Genomic DNA, 16048 nt, shown 5'->3' with positions numbered 1-16048 from the left:
GCTCTGCGGGGCCTTTTGCATCCGGGCGCGTGGGGCGGCCTCAGGTGATCGTCAGGGCGCCGTTGTTGATGATGACCGAAGGGCCGGTGAGCGAGATCATCGCGCCCTGTCCGTTGCTGAGTGTCATGCCCGCAGCTCCAATGCTGATGATGGCCCCGGTCGCGGTCTTGACCATGACCTGCTGGGTAGGGTTGTCGGACAGGGTCACACAGGTCCCGGTGCTGGTCTGGAAGTGGATGTTGGGGGTGAGAGGCGTGTGCCCGGCCATGGCGAGCACGGGGAAGCCTGCGGGATCGGGATAGAAGGCGCCGGTCCAGATCGGGTAGTCGAGATCGCCGGCCTCGAACTCGATCCAGACCATCGAGCCGAGCGCGGGCAGCGCCACCATCCCGGACTGCGCATCACCGGCAAAGGGGAAGGCGGGCATGGCCCAGGTCGAGGGGAACAGGCCGTAGCGGTCGGCAAGCTGGACCTGGATGCGGCCCTGGCTTTGCGGGTCGAGGTTGTTGAGCACCGTCGCCCGGTACTTGCCGAAATAGCTGGGACCTTCGCTCATACCGCTATCCTCTCCTGCTGGGCGACCATGCCTTCGCGGGCGAGCTGGAAGGCCTGCGTCCATCTGCCCGGCGCCAACTGGTGCGTGACCGAGCGGCAGTAGTAGTTGCCATCGTTGGCCCGGCCCGCGCCGCGCACACCGACGAGCTTGCGCGCCTCGAGCGGCTGGCCGTAGCGCGAAAGCTCGATCGCGCCGCTGGCTGTCACCGGATCGACCAGCCCGGCTCCGGCTATCAGGCGTGAGAGGATCTCGGCCTGGTCGTTGCGTTCGCTCTCCAGCCAGCGTGTCTTCGTGGGCATGACGGGGCGCGCGGCGAGCGGGGGCTTCAGGAGCGCGACGTTTGGCAGGGGCACGGGCACCGAGGCGCGCGCGATCTTGGCGTGGGCGAGCGGCACCACGGCGGCGTTGCCGTCGACCGAGAAGGTCATGCTGGAGAGGTTCGAGGCCCCGTCGATGTCGAGCGTCAGGGCTGGCTGGGGCACTCCAATCCGCACCTGCGGCCCCCAGTAGGCGGTGTTGGTGCCGGCCACCGGGCCGGGCGTCACGTAGAACTCGTGGCCCGCCTTCTGCGCAAGCTCGGAGATATAGGCGAAGTCGGTGCCCTTCTGGTGGGCGTACTTGTCGGTGGGCATCTTGATCGAGGAGAAGATCGGCGGGATCGTCACCGGGACGAGGCCGAACATGGCGTACTTGGCGATCATCATCGCCACGCGCGCGACGGGCGGCATGGCGGGAAAGGGCATGCCGGTCCATTCGACAAGGTCCATGTAGCCGGTCACGTCCTCGCCCGTGAGGGTGAGCTTGTTTTCGCCCGGACGCGTGCCCGCGACCGTGTCGAGCCGCTTGATCGGGCCATCGCTCAGGACATGGTCGCGTCCGTTGAGGGAGGCGACGAGGATGACGCGCGTCATCGGATCGAACGCGCCGCCGGGCAGCAACTCGCGTGCGATGGGTGAGGTGGAAGAGTATGTAAGCTCGATCTGGAAGCCCGAGCGCTGGCCGCTCGCATGGGTGACCTGTGCGCCCGTGAAGGCCTCCATCACGGCGCGTGGTGCCGGGCGCACTGCAACGGGTCCCATCAGGATCTGGAGCTGGACGCCCTTAGCCACCGCGGCCTCCCGTCCGCGTGAGGGGCAGCGGAATGCCGATCTCGCGCCCCTCGGGGCGGGTGGCCGTTTCGGGGCGCTCGATCCCGTTGGCATCGCAGATCCGCCAGTAGAGCAGGGGATCGCCTATCGTTTCGGCGGCAAGATGGTCGATCCGCTGGCCGCCATCGCTGCGCACGCGGCCCTCGAAGTCATAGCAGGTAGGCGCGGGGATGATCCGGCGCGCAAGATAGGGGACGTCCTCGCCCTCGGCTCCGGGAAGGAGGTGCTGGGCAAGGCCGTGATAGCGGCTCTGGGGCGAGAATTCGGTCATGCAAGGCGCTCCAGTCCCAGGGCGGCGAGGCTCGTGCCCAGCCCCGTCACCAGCTTCTCGCGGCGCTTGAGGTGGGCGAGGAAAAGTTCGGCCGCGCGGCTGGTCATGGCCAGGTCCTCGCTGGTGAGGACCTGGAAGCTCAGCGCAGCCTTGGCGCGGATCGGATTGAGACGCCGGTCGAAGGCTTCTTCGGTGATGGCAAAGGCGGTGATGCGCACCGGCAGGACGCGGGCCGGGCCGAGCACCAGCAGGAGCAGTTCACCGGGCGCGGGCAGGACCTCGATGAGCCCCTGGTCGGCCAGAGCCTTGGTGGCGGTGATCGTCTCTATGCGCGGGGTGAGAAAGCTTTCGAGCGCGGCGAGGTCGGGGGCGATGCCGTGCTCGACGGTCTCGGGGTACATGTCCGGTCGTTCGAGCGCGTCGGTAGCGTCGAACTCGATCTCGAGCGCGATGGTCTCGGCGGGCGGGCCGGTGCGGCGCAGCGCCTGCGCGTTGTCGCCCGGCGAGGAGCCCGCGCCGCGCGGGGCCAGCGTGCGCGAAAGACTGTCCGGGTTGTACTGGAAGGCGTGGACGCGCTGCACTTTCGCGCCAGCCTCGTCCATGACCACGAAGCCACCCTTGAGCACGTTGGGGGAGCGGGGATAGCCGGCCATGTCCTATGCCTTCCTGGCCCGGCTGCTTTCGAGCAGGTTTCGCATCATCGCCTTGGGATCGAAGCTGTCGGGGGTGACGCGGATATTCGAGAGCGAGGGCCAGGCGATGCCGCGCTCGGAATCGTAGCCCATGCGCCCGAAATCGATGCGAAGGTCCGGGCCCAGCCGGGCGTTCCATCCGCCCACGTTCCAGCGCCACTCCCACTCCTTCCAGCCATAGGCGGCGGTGATCGTGCCGATGATGTCGACATCGAGCCCCACGCGAAAGCCGCCCTCGGCGTAGGCGTTGAAGTCGAAGGCGAACTTGCCGCCTGTATAGCGCGCGCGGGCCTGCGCCACCGCTTCGGCGCGCACGCTGAGGGAGGGGATGAGTTCCACGCTGGCTTTCGCGCCGACCGCGCCCAGCAGGACTTCGGCGCCGATCGTGGCGCCGAGGCGCCCGTAGACGGTGCCGAAGGCAGGCGCGCGGACCTCGCCGTGGATCTCGGCGGTGATCTGCATGTCGTCTTCAAGCGGGTAGAGCGAACCTGCAAAGCCCGCGCGGGTCAGCATGACCGGGCCGACTCCGTACTTCACCCCCATTCCGGCGTAGAACTGCACGTAGGCAGTGACGCCCGGCACGGGGGTGGGGGCGCTGAACTTGGGCGTGCGGAAGCGGAAGACCTCCTTCTCGCCGCCGCCCGGCCGGGGCCAGGCGCGCGAGAGGGCGATATCGGACAGCTCGACCGAGCCCCCCAGCTTGATCCGCCCGTCGCGTTCAAGCGTGACGTCGAGCGCGGGGCGGATCGTGTCGGTCAGCTGGTAGGCGGCGCGCCCCTGGCCCCAGTAGCGGCCGCGCTCGTCGAAGTTGAGCTCGACGTGCCCGTCAAGCTTGCCCTGGCGCAAGCCAACGCGGGCCTTGCCGCTGAAGCGCCCCTCTTCCTCGCCCTCGCGCCAGGAATAGTTGACGGTCATGGTCGCGGTGATCGACTTCCACTGGAACTGCGCATCGCCGGTCAGGAACAGGCGCGAGCCGGTGTAGCGTCCGGCAAGGCGCACCTGGCGCACGCGGGGCATCGGATCGGGGATGGTCACCGCGCCCGAATAGGCGATGGCCCCGCCCGACCAGTGCACGCCGAGGCGCAGCTGGGCGTCGCGCACCAGCCGCGTGGTGATCGCCCCTTCGGCAAAGGGGGAGAGCACGCCGCCGCGCTCGCTAAAGCCGAGCCGCACGTCGGTTTCCGAGCGGGGCAGGGCCGAACTCGTCGCACGCACGAGGCCCGACCAGCCCTCCTGGCTGTGGTAGGTGACGCTTCCCTCGGCGGCGGTGATGCCGGGCAGGTCCTGCGCCGGGGTCAGCGTGCCGCGCGCGATGAAGTTGCCGCCCGAGACCGTGGCGGTCAGGCTCCCGTCGATCACCGGCTTGCGCGCCGGGCCGACACTGAAGCCCAGATCGCCGCGCGGCTGGAAATTGACGAGGTCGAAGGCGAGGCTGCCGCGCGTGAAACGGAAATAGCCGGAAAGGCGCCGCATGTAGGCGCTCTTGTTGAGCGCATCGACATCGAGGTCCTGCACCAGGTCGAGCCGGTCCGGGCCAAAGCGCACCTTGAGATCGCCAAGGAAGCGGATCGAGGGGCGGATGACCCCTTCGCCCGACAGGTTGCCGCTGTCATCGAGGCTGAGCTGGGTGAGGGTGCCCGGGCTGAGGTAGGGGTAGTGGAACGGCAGGTTCCGGTTCGAAGGTGCGTGGAGGGCAAGCTTGCGGAATTCGGCCGCCTCGGCGCGGCGTTCGGCCGCTTGCCCTCCCGCCCCGTCAGGCTGTTGGGGCGCCTGCGTGACGGTGGCAATGAGCGTGATGTCCTTGGCACCGGGGATGACGGGTTTGGACGCCAGTTCGGCGGTGAGCGTATCGGTGCCGCTCCGCGCGTTGCTGCGCGCGTGACGGGTGTAGGTCTTGAGCTTCATGCCCGGGATCAGGCGCCGGTCGCCGGTGCCGATCTCGGTCGTCTCGCCCGCGCGGGCGTGAACCACCTCGCGGTTCCCGCCCGCCTCGAGCGAGATCGCGACGCCGCCTGCGCGGGCCTGGACCTCTTGGGTGCCCTTGACCTTGCCCGAGCGCAACGCCGTCTCGATCAGGAAGGACCCGTCGCTCTCGTCCGGCTGCATCTGGACATCGTTGAAGCGCATCTGGAAGTCGATGACCGAAAGGCGGTCCGGGGACAGTACGCGGTCGGTTTCGGCCTTGAGGTGCTTGTAGGTCTCGCGGCCCGATTCCTGGTTCTTGTCCGAGACGAGGAGTTGCAAGTTGCCCGGCGTGCTGGTGCCGCCCAGCTGCTTCTCGACGATATGGTCGATGTCGCAGCCGCCCGAGCGCAGGTTGTTCGAGGAGCGGTAGCCATCGAGGATGCGGCGCGCGGCGGTATCCTCGTAGGCGGCCTTGACGCTCGGGTCCGCGTTTTCGGCGGTGGCCGCCTCGCGGAAGGCCCGCGCCATTTCGGGCAGCGTGGTGAAGCCGTAGTTGTTGAGCCAGACGTTCTTGTACGTCTCACCCGGCTTCTCGGCGAGGGCGGCGATGCTTTTGGCCGCGCCGTAGTTTCCCCTACCCTGGAATTTGGGCCGGAAGATCAGGCCGCCGCCGCTGGCCCGGGCCTTGTAGGCCTGCTCGACCCAGGCCCCCTTGCCCTTGACGCGGGGCATCTGCAGCGTGCCCATCTGCACGACCAGGGTGGTCGCGCCCGGCCCGACCGGGTTTTCCTCCAGCACCGTGTAGGGGGCAGGGCCTTCGGCCACCGGCGTTCCGGCCGTGTCGAGCGCGGGGCCTGCGCTTTCAGGCACGTCCCCGCCCGCAGCGGGGACCGCCCCTTCGGACTTGAAGATGGCGGGGGTGGCAACGCGGGTGAGGCTGCCCACGCGCCGCCCCGATGTTGCGGCGAGCGCGGCGCGGTCCGCCTCGCGCTCCAGTTCGCCCGCGCGGCTGGCAGGAAGCGGGCCTAGCCCCTTCATCTGCACGCCGTCCTGCTGAAGGGTGTGCGCCAACTCGTGCGCGAGGAGGGCGCGGCCGCTTGCGGAAGAGGGCCGGTACGCGCCTTCGCCAAAGACGATATCGTTGCCCGCGGTATAGGCGCGTGCTCCCATGGCGCGCGCGCTGTCGTGCGCGCGGGCATCGTCGTGGATGCGCACGGCCGAGAAGTCCGCCCCGAAGCTGTGCTCCAGCGAACGCTGCACGGGGGCATTGAGCGCGTGCCCGCTATCGCGCGGCGGGGCAACGCGCGGCTCGCCAGGCGTGGGGACGGTTGCCTTGCGCTGGGCGAACACGGCGCTGCCCGGTGCGTGGGCAGGGCGCGTGGGCCGGGCCTGGGGAAGGGGGCGAGGACGAAGCGCACTTTCAGCCATCGCGCGTCTCCAGCCGGGCCTCGATGGCGCGGGCAATCTGGTCTGCAGCCTCGGACCAGGGCGACGCGCGGCCATGGCGCGCGCGCGCGGTGCCCGGCCCCTTTTCCAGGCGCTGGCGGAGCAGATCAGGGAGGGCATCGGCAAGGCGCCGCGCGTCGAGGGCGGAATCGGCCTTGATGGTGAGGTGTGCGATCGCGAGGCGTTCCACCTGCGGACGGGGCGCCTTGCTGGTCATGCCCGCGTTCCTTCCCAGGCGAGGACCGGGGCGGGGAGGTCCTGCTTGCGGAATTCCTCGGCAACTTCGGCCGCGATGATCTCGTGGTCTATCGGCCCGGCGCGTTCGGCGGCATGGAAGGCGGCGGAAAGCGCGATGTTGCGGATGCCGCCTCCGGTCAGTTGCAGACGGGCCAGTGCCTTCCAGTCGTCGGGGGCGAGCCGGGCGAGCGGGGCCGTCTCGGGGAAAGCGCGTTGCCACAGGCGCAGGCGCTCGGCCTGCGAGGGCATGGGGAAGGTCACGCAGAAGCGGAAGCGGCGGGTGAAAGCCTCGTCGATGGCGTGGCGCAGGTTGGTGGTGACGATGGTGAAGCCCCGGAAGTTCTCCATGCGCTGGAGCAGGTCCCCGACCTCGGCGTTGACGTGGCGGTCGGTGGCGTTGCCCACGCTGCCGCGCACGCCCCAGATTGCATCGCCCTCGTTCCACACCATGACCGCCCCGCTGCGCTCTGCCAGGCGGAAGGCGGCGGCGACGTTCTTGGAGGTGTCGCCGATGTATTTGCTGATAAGCTGGCTGAGATCGATGAACAGGACGCGCAGATCGAGCGCGGAGGCCAGCACTTCGGCGGCCATGGACTTGCCCGTGCCCGAGGGGCCCGAAAGAAGTGCGCTGATCCCGCGTCCCCGTCCGCCCATGCGCGCGGCAAAACCCCATTCGTCCAGCACCAGGCGGGCGTGCCGCACGTGCCCTTCGATCCGGCGCAGACGCTGCTCAAGCGGCTCGGGCAGGACGATGTCGGACCAGGTATAGGCAGGCTCCACCAGCTCCACGCCGGGCACGCTCTCGGGGCCGACCAGGCGTGCGGCGCGGTGCCACAGGTGGCGGGCGGCCTCGGGCCCATCGCGCGCGGTGTCGAGGGTGGGGGCCAACTCGCGGCACAGCGCCTCGATCTCGCTGCGGCGCAGGGCGAACTGGTGCGCGATGGCGTCAAGGCCGGGCCCGAGGCGTGCGCTGCGCTGCGGACCCAGCGCCGCCTGCCATCCGGCGAGGTCGCCAGGACCTGTGTCGTTCCCGCGATAGGGCAGGCTGAGCCCGCGGCGCGGGGCAAGCGCGCTGGCGGTCCCGATCAGGACGACATGGCCCAGGACCCGGTCAGCGAAGTCGGCGATGCGCGTGTCGGGGACGCCCGGCTCGGCCAGGATGAGGAGGGCCTGCGCATCGAGGGCGGCCTCGCGGCTCCAGGCCCGGGCGAGTTGCTCGCGCCGGTCGGGTTCTACCGGAATGTCCCCGGCGAGAAGGCGCGCCGCGCCAAGCCCCAACCGGGCGAGCTGGGCGGCGATGCTCCCGCACTCCGCATCGCCTGCCGGAACCAGCGGGGAGAGCCCGGAAGCGCCCCGTTGTGTGAGCGCACGGGCCAGATGCGCGCACGCGCTCTCGTCGGCCTGGGTCGCGTCACCATGAAGGGGGAGCATGTGGGCTACGACCAGTGGGTCTGCAGCCGGAAGATCGCAAAGGCGTTCGCCGAGGGCCGGGGCGAGGCGCACATGGGCCTCGACCGGAAGGACGCCGCCCTCGATTTCAAGGCATCCGGTCCGGCTCAATGGGCCCGATGCGGCGAGCAGGCGCGGATCGGTCTCGCACACGGCCTCGCGCAGCAGCCAGGTGGGGACGCCGCGCGCCTCGCTCTGGGGCGAATGGCGGCGCACCGCGTGGGCGACCCGCGCCGAGTGCCCTGCGGCAAAGAGCAGGACGAGGGCCTGCGTCTCCGCGCGCGAGAGGGCGAAGGTATCGGCCAGCGCGGCCAGCGTGGGGGCACCGGCCAGGCGCTCGAAGGCGGTGTCCATGCCCGTATGCCCGCCGCCACCTTCGACGCGCTCGAGGGCGGCAAGCGACCAGCTTTCGGCCAGCTCCTGGAACTCCTCCAGATCGAATGGGTGCGGCGCGACGTTCATGCCTCGTCCTGTGCCGCGCGCGCGAGGATGACGTCGGGCGGAAAGGGGCTGTCGCTTCCGCTCGGTTCGGGGCGCCCGGAGATACGCACCGTCTCGACCGCGAGGGGCGGCGGGTAGGCCTCTTCGATCTCGAGGAAGACGGTGGTGACCTGGTAGAGCGCGCAAGGGCGGATGGGGGACTGGAAGGCGGACCACAGCTTGGTGGAGGTGTCGATATCGACGGGAAGCTGGGAAACGGTGATCGTCTCGGGCTGGTGGTCGGGATCGGCCAGCTGGGCCGAAGGCAGGCGGTCGAGCAGCTTTTCGGGCGGGTTGGGCGCGGCGATGCGGCCCAGCATCTGGGTGATCATCGGGCGCGGGATGATCGCGTTGCGGTGGAGCGCGGACATCGCGATGCCAAGCAGCGCCTCGCGTTCGAGGTCCGCGCCGTGGGCGGCCAGCAGGTATTGCAGGTCGAGCACGAGGGGATCGCGCCGGATGCGCTGCCCGGCCGAGTTCACCACCGGCTCGTGCATGTTACGCCAGGCTCCGTTGGGCCCGGCATGGTGCATGAAGAGGGTGAGGCTGGGGCTTTCCGCAGCCTGTTGAGGCTGGCCGTTGCCGGGCGCGGACTGGGCTGGGCGGGGCGGCGGGGCTACCAGCACGGGCGGCGTGGGCAGGCCCTGGTAGGCCGCAGCGAGCCGGTCCTCGATGATCGTCTTGAGGAGGTAGGTGGTCGCTGGAATGGCGAGCTGCGCGCTCATGATCGGTCTCCCCCGAGGCGCGCGAGGTAAGCATCGAGCGCGAGGACAGGCGAGGGCGAAGCAGCGGCGGCGGGGGTGGGAGGCGCGGGCGGCGCAGGGCGGTTCAGCGAGATGGCGATCTCGCCGATCTCGATCACCAGCGGGCGAGGGTGCTCGGCAGTTGAACTCCCCTCAGCCGTAGACGCGGAGGCAGGCTTGGGGCTGTCCGGTGCGGGAGCCGGACGGGCTTCGACATGACGTGCCAGCTCGAGCCGCAGCTCGTCGATCTCCTCGCCAAAGCGGCGGGGCGGGGCGTGGTCCTCCGCCAGCTCTGGATCGGGAGGAGAGGAAGGTGACGCAATCGGGGCTGTCTGTGCTGAGGATAGCTGCGCTGTCTCGTCGCGGCGGCGCTGGGGCGGCTCGGCAGGCGCAGACGCCGCCGGCGGAGCCGCGGCCCGGCGGGCGGATTGCGGGACGTGCGCGGGGGCAGGCGAAGACGGCGCGTGCCCCCGGGGCGAGCGTACGGGCGGCGCAGGTGCGGAGGCCGTGAGGGTGGCTCGCGTATCGTCCAGCGGAAATCCGGGCGCGGTTCGTGGTGAGGCGGGTGGGCGGGATACAGCAGGCGAGGGCGATGACGACGTGGGTTCTTCGTGCCGGGGGGGATCTTCGGCGGGGATGATCGGGGACGCTGGCGTGGACGTGGCCGGGGCCTCGGGCTCGGAGGGTTCGTCGAGCGACACCGCCAAAGTCTGCGCGTCGTAGCTTTCGGGCTCGTAGCGCGCGCGCCGCCGGGGAACCACTTCGCCCTCGCGCCCGGCGAGCATGCGTTCGAGGGAGGTCCAATATCCGGCCATCGTGCGCCTCAGACGGCCAAGGCGCGTACAGGCGCGCTGTCCTGCCCGATCAGCGCGAGGTAGCGCCGCCGCCGGGCGGGGGGGATGGCCAGGATGGCCTCTTCCGACCAGCCGTAGGCGCGGGCGAGGAGGTGGACGTCGCGCAAGAGCCGGTTGGCGAGCCGGTCCATCTCGCGCGCGACGAAGGAGGCCAGGTCGACAGAGGCGCTGAACAGGGTCTGGCAGGCGCTGCAGGTCAGTTCGACCACCGGGGTCGCCAGCGGGTCGGCAGCGTCGAGTTCGCGTCCCAGAGCCTCGACTACGAGGTCGGGCACGGGCGCGCCGTGGTCATCGAGGCGGCAGGTCTCGGCAAGCGCATGGCCCAGCTCGGTCCCCGGAGGCAACGCGGCCAGGTCGCTCATGCGCGGTAGGCGAAAGCGCCAGCGTTCCCCGCGCGCCTCTATGCCGACCTCCAGGTCGCTTGCGGGCGGGACGCTTTCCAGCATGGCGCCGAGGGGGAGGGCAAATTCGCACAGCTCTGCGCAGGCCGGACACGCGGCCTGCGCCTCCATGCCGCCCCCGCCCAGTTCGGCCTGGAGCCGGACATAGCGCAAGTTGCGCCCTCCCGGCGTGTCCTGCGCGGCGTCCTGCAGGTTCGCGTCCAGCCCCAGCAGCCGATCGAGCCGCCGGAAGGCCGGGGCGCTTTCATCGCAGTCCCAGCGCTGGAGGAATTCGAGATGGTTGACCGGGCCCATGGGCACGCCGTCACGGCTCGACGAAGGAGGGTTCGCTCGGCTCGCTCACCGCGTAGTCGCGTTCCCAGCCCTCGTTCTCGAGCTTGAGCTTGGTGATCGCGACCGCGTTGGCGTTGGCGTCGAGATCGGGCAGGGCCTCGTACTCGGAAACCCAGCAGCGGTAGAGGTTGTAGGCCATCACCACCTGCCCCGCCTCGTTCAGCAGTTCGAGGATGATGTCCTTGCGAAAGTCGGCCAGCGAGACTTCGCCGCCGGGCATCGAGCCGAAGTTCCACACCTTGTTGGCCCACTGTTCGAAGGCCTGGTCGTGGGTGACGCCCGCTTCCAGGGTGACCGGCTCGAACTCGGTCCGCCCCGGCGACTTGAAGCTGGTCGACGGGTCTCCTCCTGAGCGGTGCTTGATGACTTCGGACGCGCGCTTGAGCAGCGAGACCTTGGAGACGCCCGCGACGTAGCGCCCGTCCCATTTCACCCGGAACTTGAAGTTCTTGTACGGGTCCAGCCGGCGTGCGTTGACGGAGAATTGGGCCATGTTCCTGTCCTCTCCCGGTTAGGCCGACTGGCCGGTCTTCTGGCGCAGCGAGATGACGACGAATTCCGCCACTTTCAGGGGGGCGAAGCCTATCACGATGTTGACGATGCCCTGGTCCATGTCGGCCGGGCTGGTGGTGCTGGCATCGCACTGGACGAAGAAGGCCTCGCGCGGGGAGACGCCCTGGAAGGCACCTTGGCGGAACAGGCCCTGCATGAAGGAGGTGCAGGCAAGCCGCAACTGGCCCCACAGTTCCTCGCCGTTGGGCTTGTGGACGGCCCAGCGCAGGCCTTCCGAGAGGCTGCGCAGGATGTGGCTCGCGGTGCGGCGGACGGGGATGTACTTCCATTCGCTGGCCGCCGCGTTGGCGCCGTCGATGGTGCGCGCGCCGAAGTTGACGGTGCCGAACACCGGGAACTTGCGGATGCAGTTGACCGCGATCGGGTTGAGCAGCCCCTGGTCGGCATCGGAGAGCTCGACCGAGGGGCCATAGGCGCCGCTGATCACCGCGCTGGTTCCCGCAGGCGCGGTCCACACGCCCAGCTCTCCGTCGGTGCGCGCGAAGAGGCCGGCAATGGCGCCTGAAGGCGGGTGCGAGAGGATCGAACCCGGAGCCAGCGGATCGTCCACCCGGATATTCGGGAAGAAGGCAGCCGAATGGGTCGACTGGAAACTGAAACCCAGCGATTTCCAGGCCTCGGCAGACCCCGTATCGAAGGCGCTTGGCGGGGGGTCGACAATCAGGAAGGCATGGTGGCGCTGGCACAGCAACGCGGCATCGGCGTAGATCGAGCCGGCATTGCCGTGGAGCGCGGCGCGCGGATCGGCGGCGCTGGGACGGGCGAGGTCGGGCAGGCACAGGAGGTTGAAGAAGGGATCGCGCTCGAGAAGTCCCGTCACCGCCGACTTGAAGACAGGCCCGTCGGGCTGGCCGGTGTCATCGCCATCGGCGCCGGCGGCGACTTGTGCGGTGATGATCTGGCCGGAGGAATCGTTGCGCCGCCCAAGTCGGTAGCGGGAGGCGTTCTGGCTCGCCCCGGCTGCCTTGATGTAGTCGTTGAAGAACGTGTTGCCGCCGGGAGGCGCGGCAAGCGTGATCCTGGCCTCGGCCATGCGGCTGGTCGCCGTGCCATCGCCCTGCGAGGTGGTGAGATGGAGCGCGCCGCCCGCCTCGACGAGCCGGATCTCGACCTCGTGCCCCTGCATCTTGGCTGCCGCGTTGTCGCGCAGGGCCTGGTTGATTGCGGCGGCAAGCCGGTTCGCCATTTCCAGCTTGCTCGCGGGCCGCGGATCGCCTGCGTTCGCGACGGTGACGTCGAGGCCGGTGACGGAATCGCCCGCGGCATCGCCCGATCCTGCCGCGTTGGGGACCGCGATCGAGATGAGGATGTGCGATTCTGCGGCGAAGCTGGCCGCCCCCGGCAAGGCCTTGGTCTGGTAGACCGAGCCGGTGGTGGTGGGGGCTGGTCCGTCCAGGGTCTCGACGCTCAGCTTGACGAGCTTGGAGCCGGTCGCGGTGTCGTTGACGACATGGGCGGCAAAGCGCGAGGCGGTCGAGGATGTGGAGAGGTTGCCGAAAAACTCCGAGGTTCCGCGCGCTGTGTCGACAAGGGTCAGGTTGAAGAGCTTGCGCTGGGCCGCTGTCGCGCCGCCAAGCGGGGCCGCCCCGATCCCGAAATCGTCGATGGTGACGAGGATATCGCCGCCCGCGGCCCCCGAACCCAGCGCTTCGAGCGTGATGGCCGCCGTGTTGGTGCCATCCTGTTCGATCTGGCTGCGGGCCTTGACCGCGTTCTTGACGGGCACGCGCATGACGAAAGCCTCGCCCCCGCCGTTGCCGAAGAAGTGCATGACCGAATAGGACAGGCTGCTGGTGGCCGCGAGGCCGCCAAACTGGCGCTCGAAGTCTCCGAAGTTGCGAATGCGCACAGGTCTTAGATCGATGCCGCTGCGGGTCGGGCCTACAAAAAGCGCTACCGAAGTCGGCGCCCCGCTGATCGTGCGTACGCCGCTGGGCAATTCGCGTGTGTAGACACCTGGATAAGTGGGTTGAAGCATCGCAGATCTCCCGTTGCTTGGGACGCCGCCATCAACCGGTAAACACACAGATACATGTGCCCGAATGGATCAAATGGCGCCGAATCTACTTGTTGTTGTATTGGCGAATCATTGGATACATTCGTCCGTGTTCTTCATTATTGGATCAAGTTACAAGGATGGTTAGGTTAATGAATTGAGGAAATTGAATGGTGATGTTGATTATGTATTTTCATAAGTTGTGTGGTTAATTCGTTTTCGGGTTGGTGATTGCCTCGCCAAGGGGTACAATCAGGCGTTGCATGTTTCTTTCGAGGTACCCGCTGGGTGGGGTTCGACTCCCCGAGAACATGGGGAACGGGTCGTCGACTACGGCGGCCCGTTCTTGTTTCCGGCATTTGCGCAAGGCCCCATGGGGGCAAGCTTCAATGCGTCCAGCTGATACCGATGGAGCCGACAAAGTGGTGCCCGTCGATGCCGCTGGCGACCTTCGTGTTGGGGATCCACAGGTCCGCGCCGGCGCTCAGGGTCAGGCCGGGCAGGGTGTCGGGCGCGGGCTTGCCGGAAAACTGCACGCCGGTCCGGAAATAGCCGAAGGTATAGGTGCCGCCCTCGCGCCCGTCGTAATAGTGATCGGAGAGCCCGAGCATCAGCGGGACAGCGACATGGACGCTGCTCGTGCCCAGGTCGATATCGAAGGACGGCGTGATCGAGGGCTGGAGGTAGAGCGCATCCCGGCGGTTGGGACGGCTGCCCTCCTGGACCGAGCGGAGTGAAGGGCTCAGCTTGAAGTTCTTGAGCGGCGGATTGTCCCCCCACAGCTTCGTATCATCGTAGGTGACGATCAGCTCGAAGTCGTTGTACGAGGCAAAGGCGCCGCTGATCGACCCATAGCGGTAATAGGTCGCCGACACGCTCCAGTCCTCGGCCAGTTGGAAGGCGATTCCGGCATAGAGATCGTCTTCGTAGAAGCGGTTGAAATCGTCGGGATCGACGCCTTCAGGCGTGGGTTCGATCTTGATGTTGTTCCAGGTGCCCACGTGAAAGCTGACGTCCGATACAGGGCCGGTGTCAAGCTCGGGGACCGCGACACTGAGCCGGGCCGAGGGCTGCGCGCTGGCTTCGGCCGCGAAGACCAGTCCGCGCGAAATATAGCTGGTGACGAGCGTCGCGCCGAGGGTGAGGGTCAGCCGGTCGACCGTGGTGTCCGCGTCCGCGTCTTCGGAGGCTTCTGGTTTTTCAGGCACACCGCCAGCTGCAGGGCTCTCACCCTGCTCCATCTTTTCCGGACTGTTTTCCTGCGCCTCGGCCGTGGTGGGGAACGCCGCGGCCAGAGTCAGCGCCGGAAGCAGGATCTGCCGCATTGCTACCTTCCGCCTTCCCGTTCGACCACTGTGTGCACAACACATCGGACGAGGCGCGCAGTTGTTCCGAGCCATTCGTGATGCCGGAACGGCGCACTGTACCCATGAGCACACGCGCACCGCGAAGAAGGCGAGATCGCCACGGCTCCCGCGAAGGGCTGGGCCGTGGCGACGGGGCCATGCAAGGTGGCGGCAAGAACACCGCCACCTTGCGTGACTTGCTGTGCCCTTATTTCGCCCTGGCGACGCACGTGCCGCCGTCGGGCCCGATGCTGCCATGGCAGGTCCGCTCGGCGATGACGGGCTCGTCGATCTCGGTCAGGTGGTTGCCATCGGCGCGGCGCTCAAGCTCGAAGCCGTCGTAGAGCTTGCCCGAGGCGGTGTAGGTGCGGAAGCTGATCTGGTCACCGTCGACGTCGATCACCTGATAGAGCTCGGTCGCTTCGGCGACCCGGTCGGGCTGGTTGGGCGCGCGGTCGTTGAGGCCGTACATCTTCGAGCCGGTCACAGAGACGAGGTAGACAGGCCCCTGGACCGCGCCGTCGGCGCGCTTCTGTGCGGAGACTTCGCGGCCCGCTTCGGACGTCAGGCGGCTGTAGCAGTGGTCATGCCCCTGCAGCACCAGATCGACCTTGCGGCTCTCGAACACGGGCTTCCACGCAGTCTTGACCTCGCTGATGTCCTCGGGACGCGCGCAGGTAAAGACGGGCTGGTGGAAGAGGACGACGTTCCACTTGGCCGAGCTTGAGGCCAGGGTCTCGTCGAGCCAGGCGGTCTGTTGCTTCATGGTGCCAAGGTCGATGGCCGAGGTGCCGTCGAGGACGATGAAGCGCACGCCCTGGTAGTCGACGTAGTAGGTCGTCGCCTTCGCGCCCGGCGCACCGTTGTCAGGAAGCGCGAACTGCAACGGCCAGTAGGGGCCCAGTTTGCGGCTCTCCGATCCATCGGGGCGGATGACGTCGACGTATTCGTGATTACCGGTGGCAGGAAGCTGCGGGACGATGCCCCAGTTGTAGCCGCCCGCCTCGCCGAACTCGCCCCATTCGTCGTCGTGATCGAGGTCGTCGCGCTGGGCGGCGATGTCACCTGCGAGCAGGACCAGCTCGATCCCGCCGTGGCCGTGGAAGGCCTGGCGGATGACACGGCTGGCATAAGTCAGGATGCCGTTCTGGATGTCGCCGAGGTAGAGGAATCGGAAGGGTTCGGCTTCGGTTGCCGCCGTGTGGAACTGGCGCCATTCCCCCCAGCCTGCGCTGCCCTTGAGGCGGTAGGTGTAGACGGTGTCGGGAGTGAGGCCCTCGAAGCGGACCTGGTGGTAGAGCGCGGGGCCGTTGGCGCTGTCCTTGGGCGTGCCGGGAGCGCCGGTCACGGTCACGGCCTTCTCTTCCAGCGTCGGGCCATCGACGGCCACGGCAAGCTGCGCTTCGCTGGCTGTCTGCGCGGTGTCGGTACGCCAGGCGACGGCCATGCCTGTGGTCGGGTCGGCGGCAGGGGTGAGGACGACGCGGTCAGGCAGGTTGCGCGCGGCATAGGGCGTGCCGGCCGAGCGGGGGACCGGCTGTTCCTGGGCGGCCAGCGGCGTCAGGCCAAGGACGGCGGTTCCCAGCAGAACGGGTGCGAAGCGGCGAAAGATAGGGAT

The 16048-nt window shown here is 68.5% G+C and carries 14 protein-coding genes; all 14 read right to left on the bottom strand.

Annotated elements, in window-relative coordinates; genetic code table 11:
- Positions 1 to 40 precede the first annotated feature (40 nt).
- The 14 genes from MBENS4_RS02305 to MBENS4_RS02245 all read right to left on the bottom strand — a co-directional run bounded on the left by MBENS4_RS02305 (position 41) and on the right by MBENS4_RS02245 (position 16018).
- On the bottom strand, positions 41 to 556 hold the full coding sequence (locus MBENS4_RS02305) for a phage baseplate assembly protein V (RefSeq protein WP_039388479.1): 516 nt from the start codon (positions 554 to 556) through the stop codon (positions 41 to 43).
- Positions 553 to 1665 carry a hypothetical protein gene (locus MBENS4_RS02300; RefSeq protein WP_039388477.1) on the bottom strand — a complete coding sequence of 371 codons (1113 nt, stop codon included), beginning with the start codon at positions 1663 to 1665 and terminating at the stop codon, positions 553 to 555. The genes MBENS4_RS02305 and MBENS4_RS02300 overlap by 4 nt, the downstream gene beginning before the upstream one ends.
- Positions 1658 to 1975, bottom strand: a complete 318-nt coding sequence (locus tag MBENS4_RS02295) for a hypothetical protein (protein WP_039388476.1) — start codon at positions 1973 to 1975, stop codon at positions 1658 to 1660. Before MBENS4_RS02295 ends, MBENS4_RS02300 begins: the two co-directional genes overlap by 8 nt.
- Positions 1972 to 2628 (bottom strand): hypothetical protein, encoded by a 657-nt coding sequence (locus MBENS4_RS02290; protein ID WP_039388474.1) that lies wholly within the window; start codon positions 2626 to 2628, stop codon positions 1972 to 1974. Before MBENS4_RS02290 ends, MBENS4_RS02295 begins: the two co-directional genes overlap by 4 nt.
- Positions 2629 to 2631: 3 nt before the next feature.
- Positions 2632 to 6000, bottom strand: coding sequence for a DUF4157 domain-containing protein (locus tag MBENS4_RS23830; protein ID WP_052321951.1), 3369 nt, complete (start codon positions 5998 to 6000; stop codon positions 2632 to 2634).
- Positions 5993 to 6235: a hypothetical protein gene (locus MBENS4_RS25655; RefSeq protein WP_039388472.1), complete on the bottom strand. Its 243-nt coding sequence runs from the start codon at positions 6233 to 6235 to the stop codon at positions 5993 to 5995. Before MBENS4_RS25655 ends, MBENS4_RS23830 begins: the two co-directional genes overlap by 8 nt.
- Positions 6232 to 8166 carry an ATP-binding protein gene (locus tag MBENS4_RS23825; RefSeq protein WP_052321950.1) on the bottom strand — a complete coding sequence of 645 codons (1935 nt, stop codon included), beginning with the start codon at positions 8164 to 8166 and terminating at the stop codon, positions 6232 to 6234. Before MBENS4_RS23825 ends, MBENS4_RS25655 begins: the two co-directional genes overlap by 4 nt.
- Complete coding sequence (locus MBENS4_RS02270; RefSeq protein ID WP_039388469.1) at positions 8163 to 8909, bottom strand: DUF4255 domain-containing protein; 747 nt, start codon at positions 8907 to 8909, stop codon at positions 8163 to 8165. Before MBENS4_RS02270 ends, MBENS4_RS23825 begins: the two co-directional genes overlap by 4 nt.
- Positions 8906 to 9742: a hypothetical protein gene (locus MBENS4_RS25200; protein WP_144400828.1), complete on the bottom strand. Its 837-nt coding sequence runs from the start codon at positions 9740 to 9742 to the stop codon at positions 8906 to 8908. Before MBENS4_RS25200 ends, MBENS4_RS02270 begins: the two co-directional genes overlap by 4 nt.
- Before the next feature lie 8 nt (positions 9743 to 9750).
- Positions 9751 to 10482: a hypothetical protein gene (locus tag MBENS4_RS23820; protein WP_144400827.1), complete on the bottom strand. Its 732-nt coding sequence runs from the start codon at positions 10480 to 10482 to the stop codon at positions 9751 to 9753.
- Positions 10483 to 10486: 4 nt separating this feature from the next.
- Positions 10487 to 11008 (bottom strand): phage tail protein, encoded by a 522-nt coding sequence (locus MBENS4_RS02260; RefSeq protein WP_039388467.1) that lies wholly within the window; start codon positions 11006 to 11008, stop codon positions 10487 to 10489.
- Between the two features lie 18 nt (positions 11009 to 11026).
- Positions 11027 to 13066, bottom strand: coding sequence for a phage tail sheath C-terminal domain-containing protein (locus MBENS4_RS02255; RefSeq protein ID WP_084591918.1), 2040 nt, complete (start codon positions 13064 to 13066; stop codon positions 11027 to 11029).
- 404 nt (positions 13067 to 13470) lie between these two features.
- Entirely contained in the window at positions 13471 to 14409 is a 939-nt protein-coding gene (locus MBENS4_RS02250) for a hypothetical protein (RefSeq protein ID WP_039388464.1), read from the bottom strand.
- Between the two features lie 229 nt (positions 14410 to 14638).
- On the bottom strand, positions 14639 to 16018 hold the full coding sequence (locus MBENS4_RS02245) for a fibronectin type III domain-containing protein (protein WP_052322311.1): 1380 nt from the start codon (positions 16016 to 16018) through the stop codon (positions 14639 to 14641).
- Positions 16019 to 16048: the final 30 nt, after the last annotated feature.

It is taken from the genome of Novosphingobium sp. MBES04 (assembly GCF_000813185.1).
GTDB lineage: Bacteria > Pseudomonadota > Alphaproteobacteria > Sphingomonadales > Sphingomonadaceae > Novosphingobium > Novosphingobium decolorationis.
This window is presented reverse-complemented; position numbering and strand designations above follow the sequence as displayed.

What these genes read in the sequence shown, in the direction of transcription:
- MBENS4_RS02305 (WP_039388479.1), bottom strand. Translation starts at nt 556, where the DNA reads ATGAGCGAAGGTCCCAGCTATTTCGGCAAGTACCGGGCGACGGTGCTC.
- MBENS4_RS02295 (WP_039388476.1), bottom strand. Translation starts at nt 1,975, where the DNA reads ATGACCGAATTCTCGCCCCAGAGCCGCTATCACGGCCTTGCCCAGCAC.
- MBENS4_RS02290 (WP_039388474.1), bottom strand. Translation starts at nt 2,628, where the DNA reads ATGGCCGGCTATCCCCGCTCCCCCAACGTGCTCAAGGGTGGCTTCGTG.
- MBENS4_RS23830 (WP_052321951.1), bottom strand. Translation starts at nt 6,000, where the DNA reads ATGGCTGAAAGTGCGCTTCGTCCTCGCCCCCTTCCCCAGGCCCGGCCC.
- MBENS4_RS25655 (WP_039388472.1), bottom strand. Translation starts at nt 6,235, where the DNA reads ATGACCAGCAAGGCGCCCCGTCCGCAGGTGGAACGCCTCGCGATCGCA.
- MBENS4_RS23825 (WP_052321950.1), bottom strand. Translation starts at nt 8,166, where the DNA reads ATGAACGTCGCGCCGCACCCATTCGATCTGGAGGAGTTCCAGGAGCTG.
- MBENS4_RS02270 (WP_039388469.1), bottom strand. Translation starts at nt 8,909, where the DNA reads ATGAGCGCGCAGCTCGCCATTCCAGCGACCACCTACCTCCTCAAGACG.
- MBENS4_RS25200 (WP_144400828.1), bottom strand. Translation starts at nt 9,742, where the DNA reads ATGGCCGGATATTGGACCTCCCTCGAACGCATGCTCGCCGGGCGCGAG.
- MBENS4_RS02260 (WP_039388467.1), bottom strand. Translation starts at nt 11,008, where the DNA reads ATGGCCCAATTCTCCGTCAACGCACGCCGGCTGGACCCGTACAAGAAC.
- MBENS4_RS02255 (WP_084591918.1), bottom strand. Translation starts at nt 13,066, where the DNA reads ATGCTTCAACCCACTTATCCAGGTGTCTACACACGCGAATTGCCCAGC.
- MBENS4_RS02250 (WP_039388464.1), bottom strand. Translation starts at nt 14,409, where the DNA reads ATGCGGCAGATCCTGCTTCCGGCGCTGACTCTGGCCGCGGCGTTCCCC.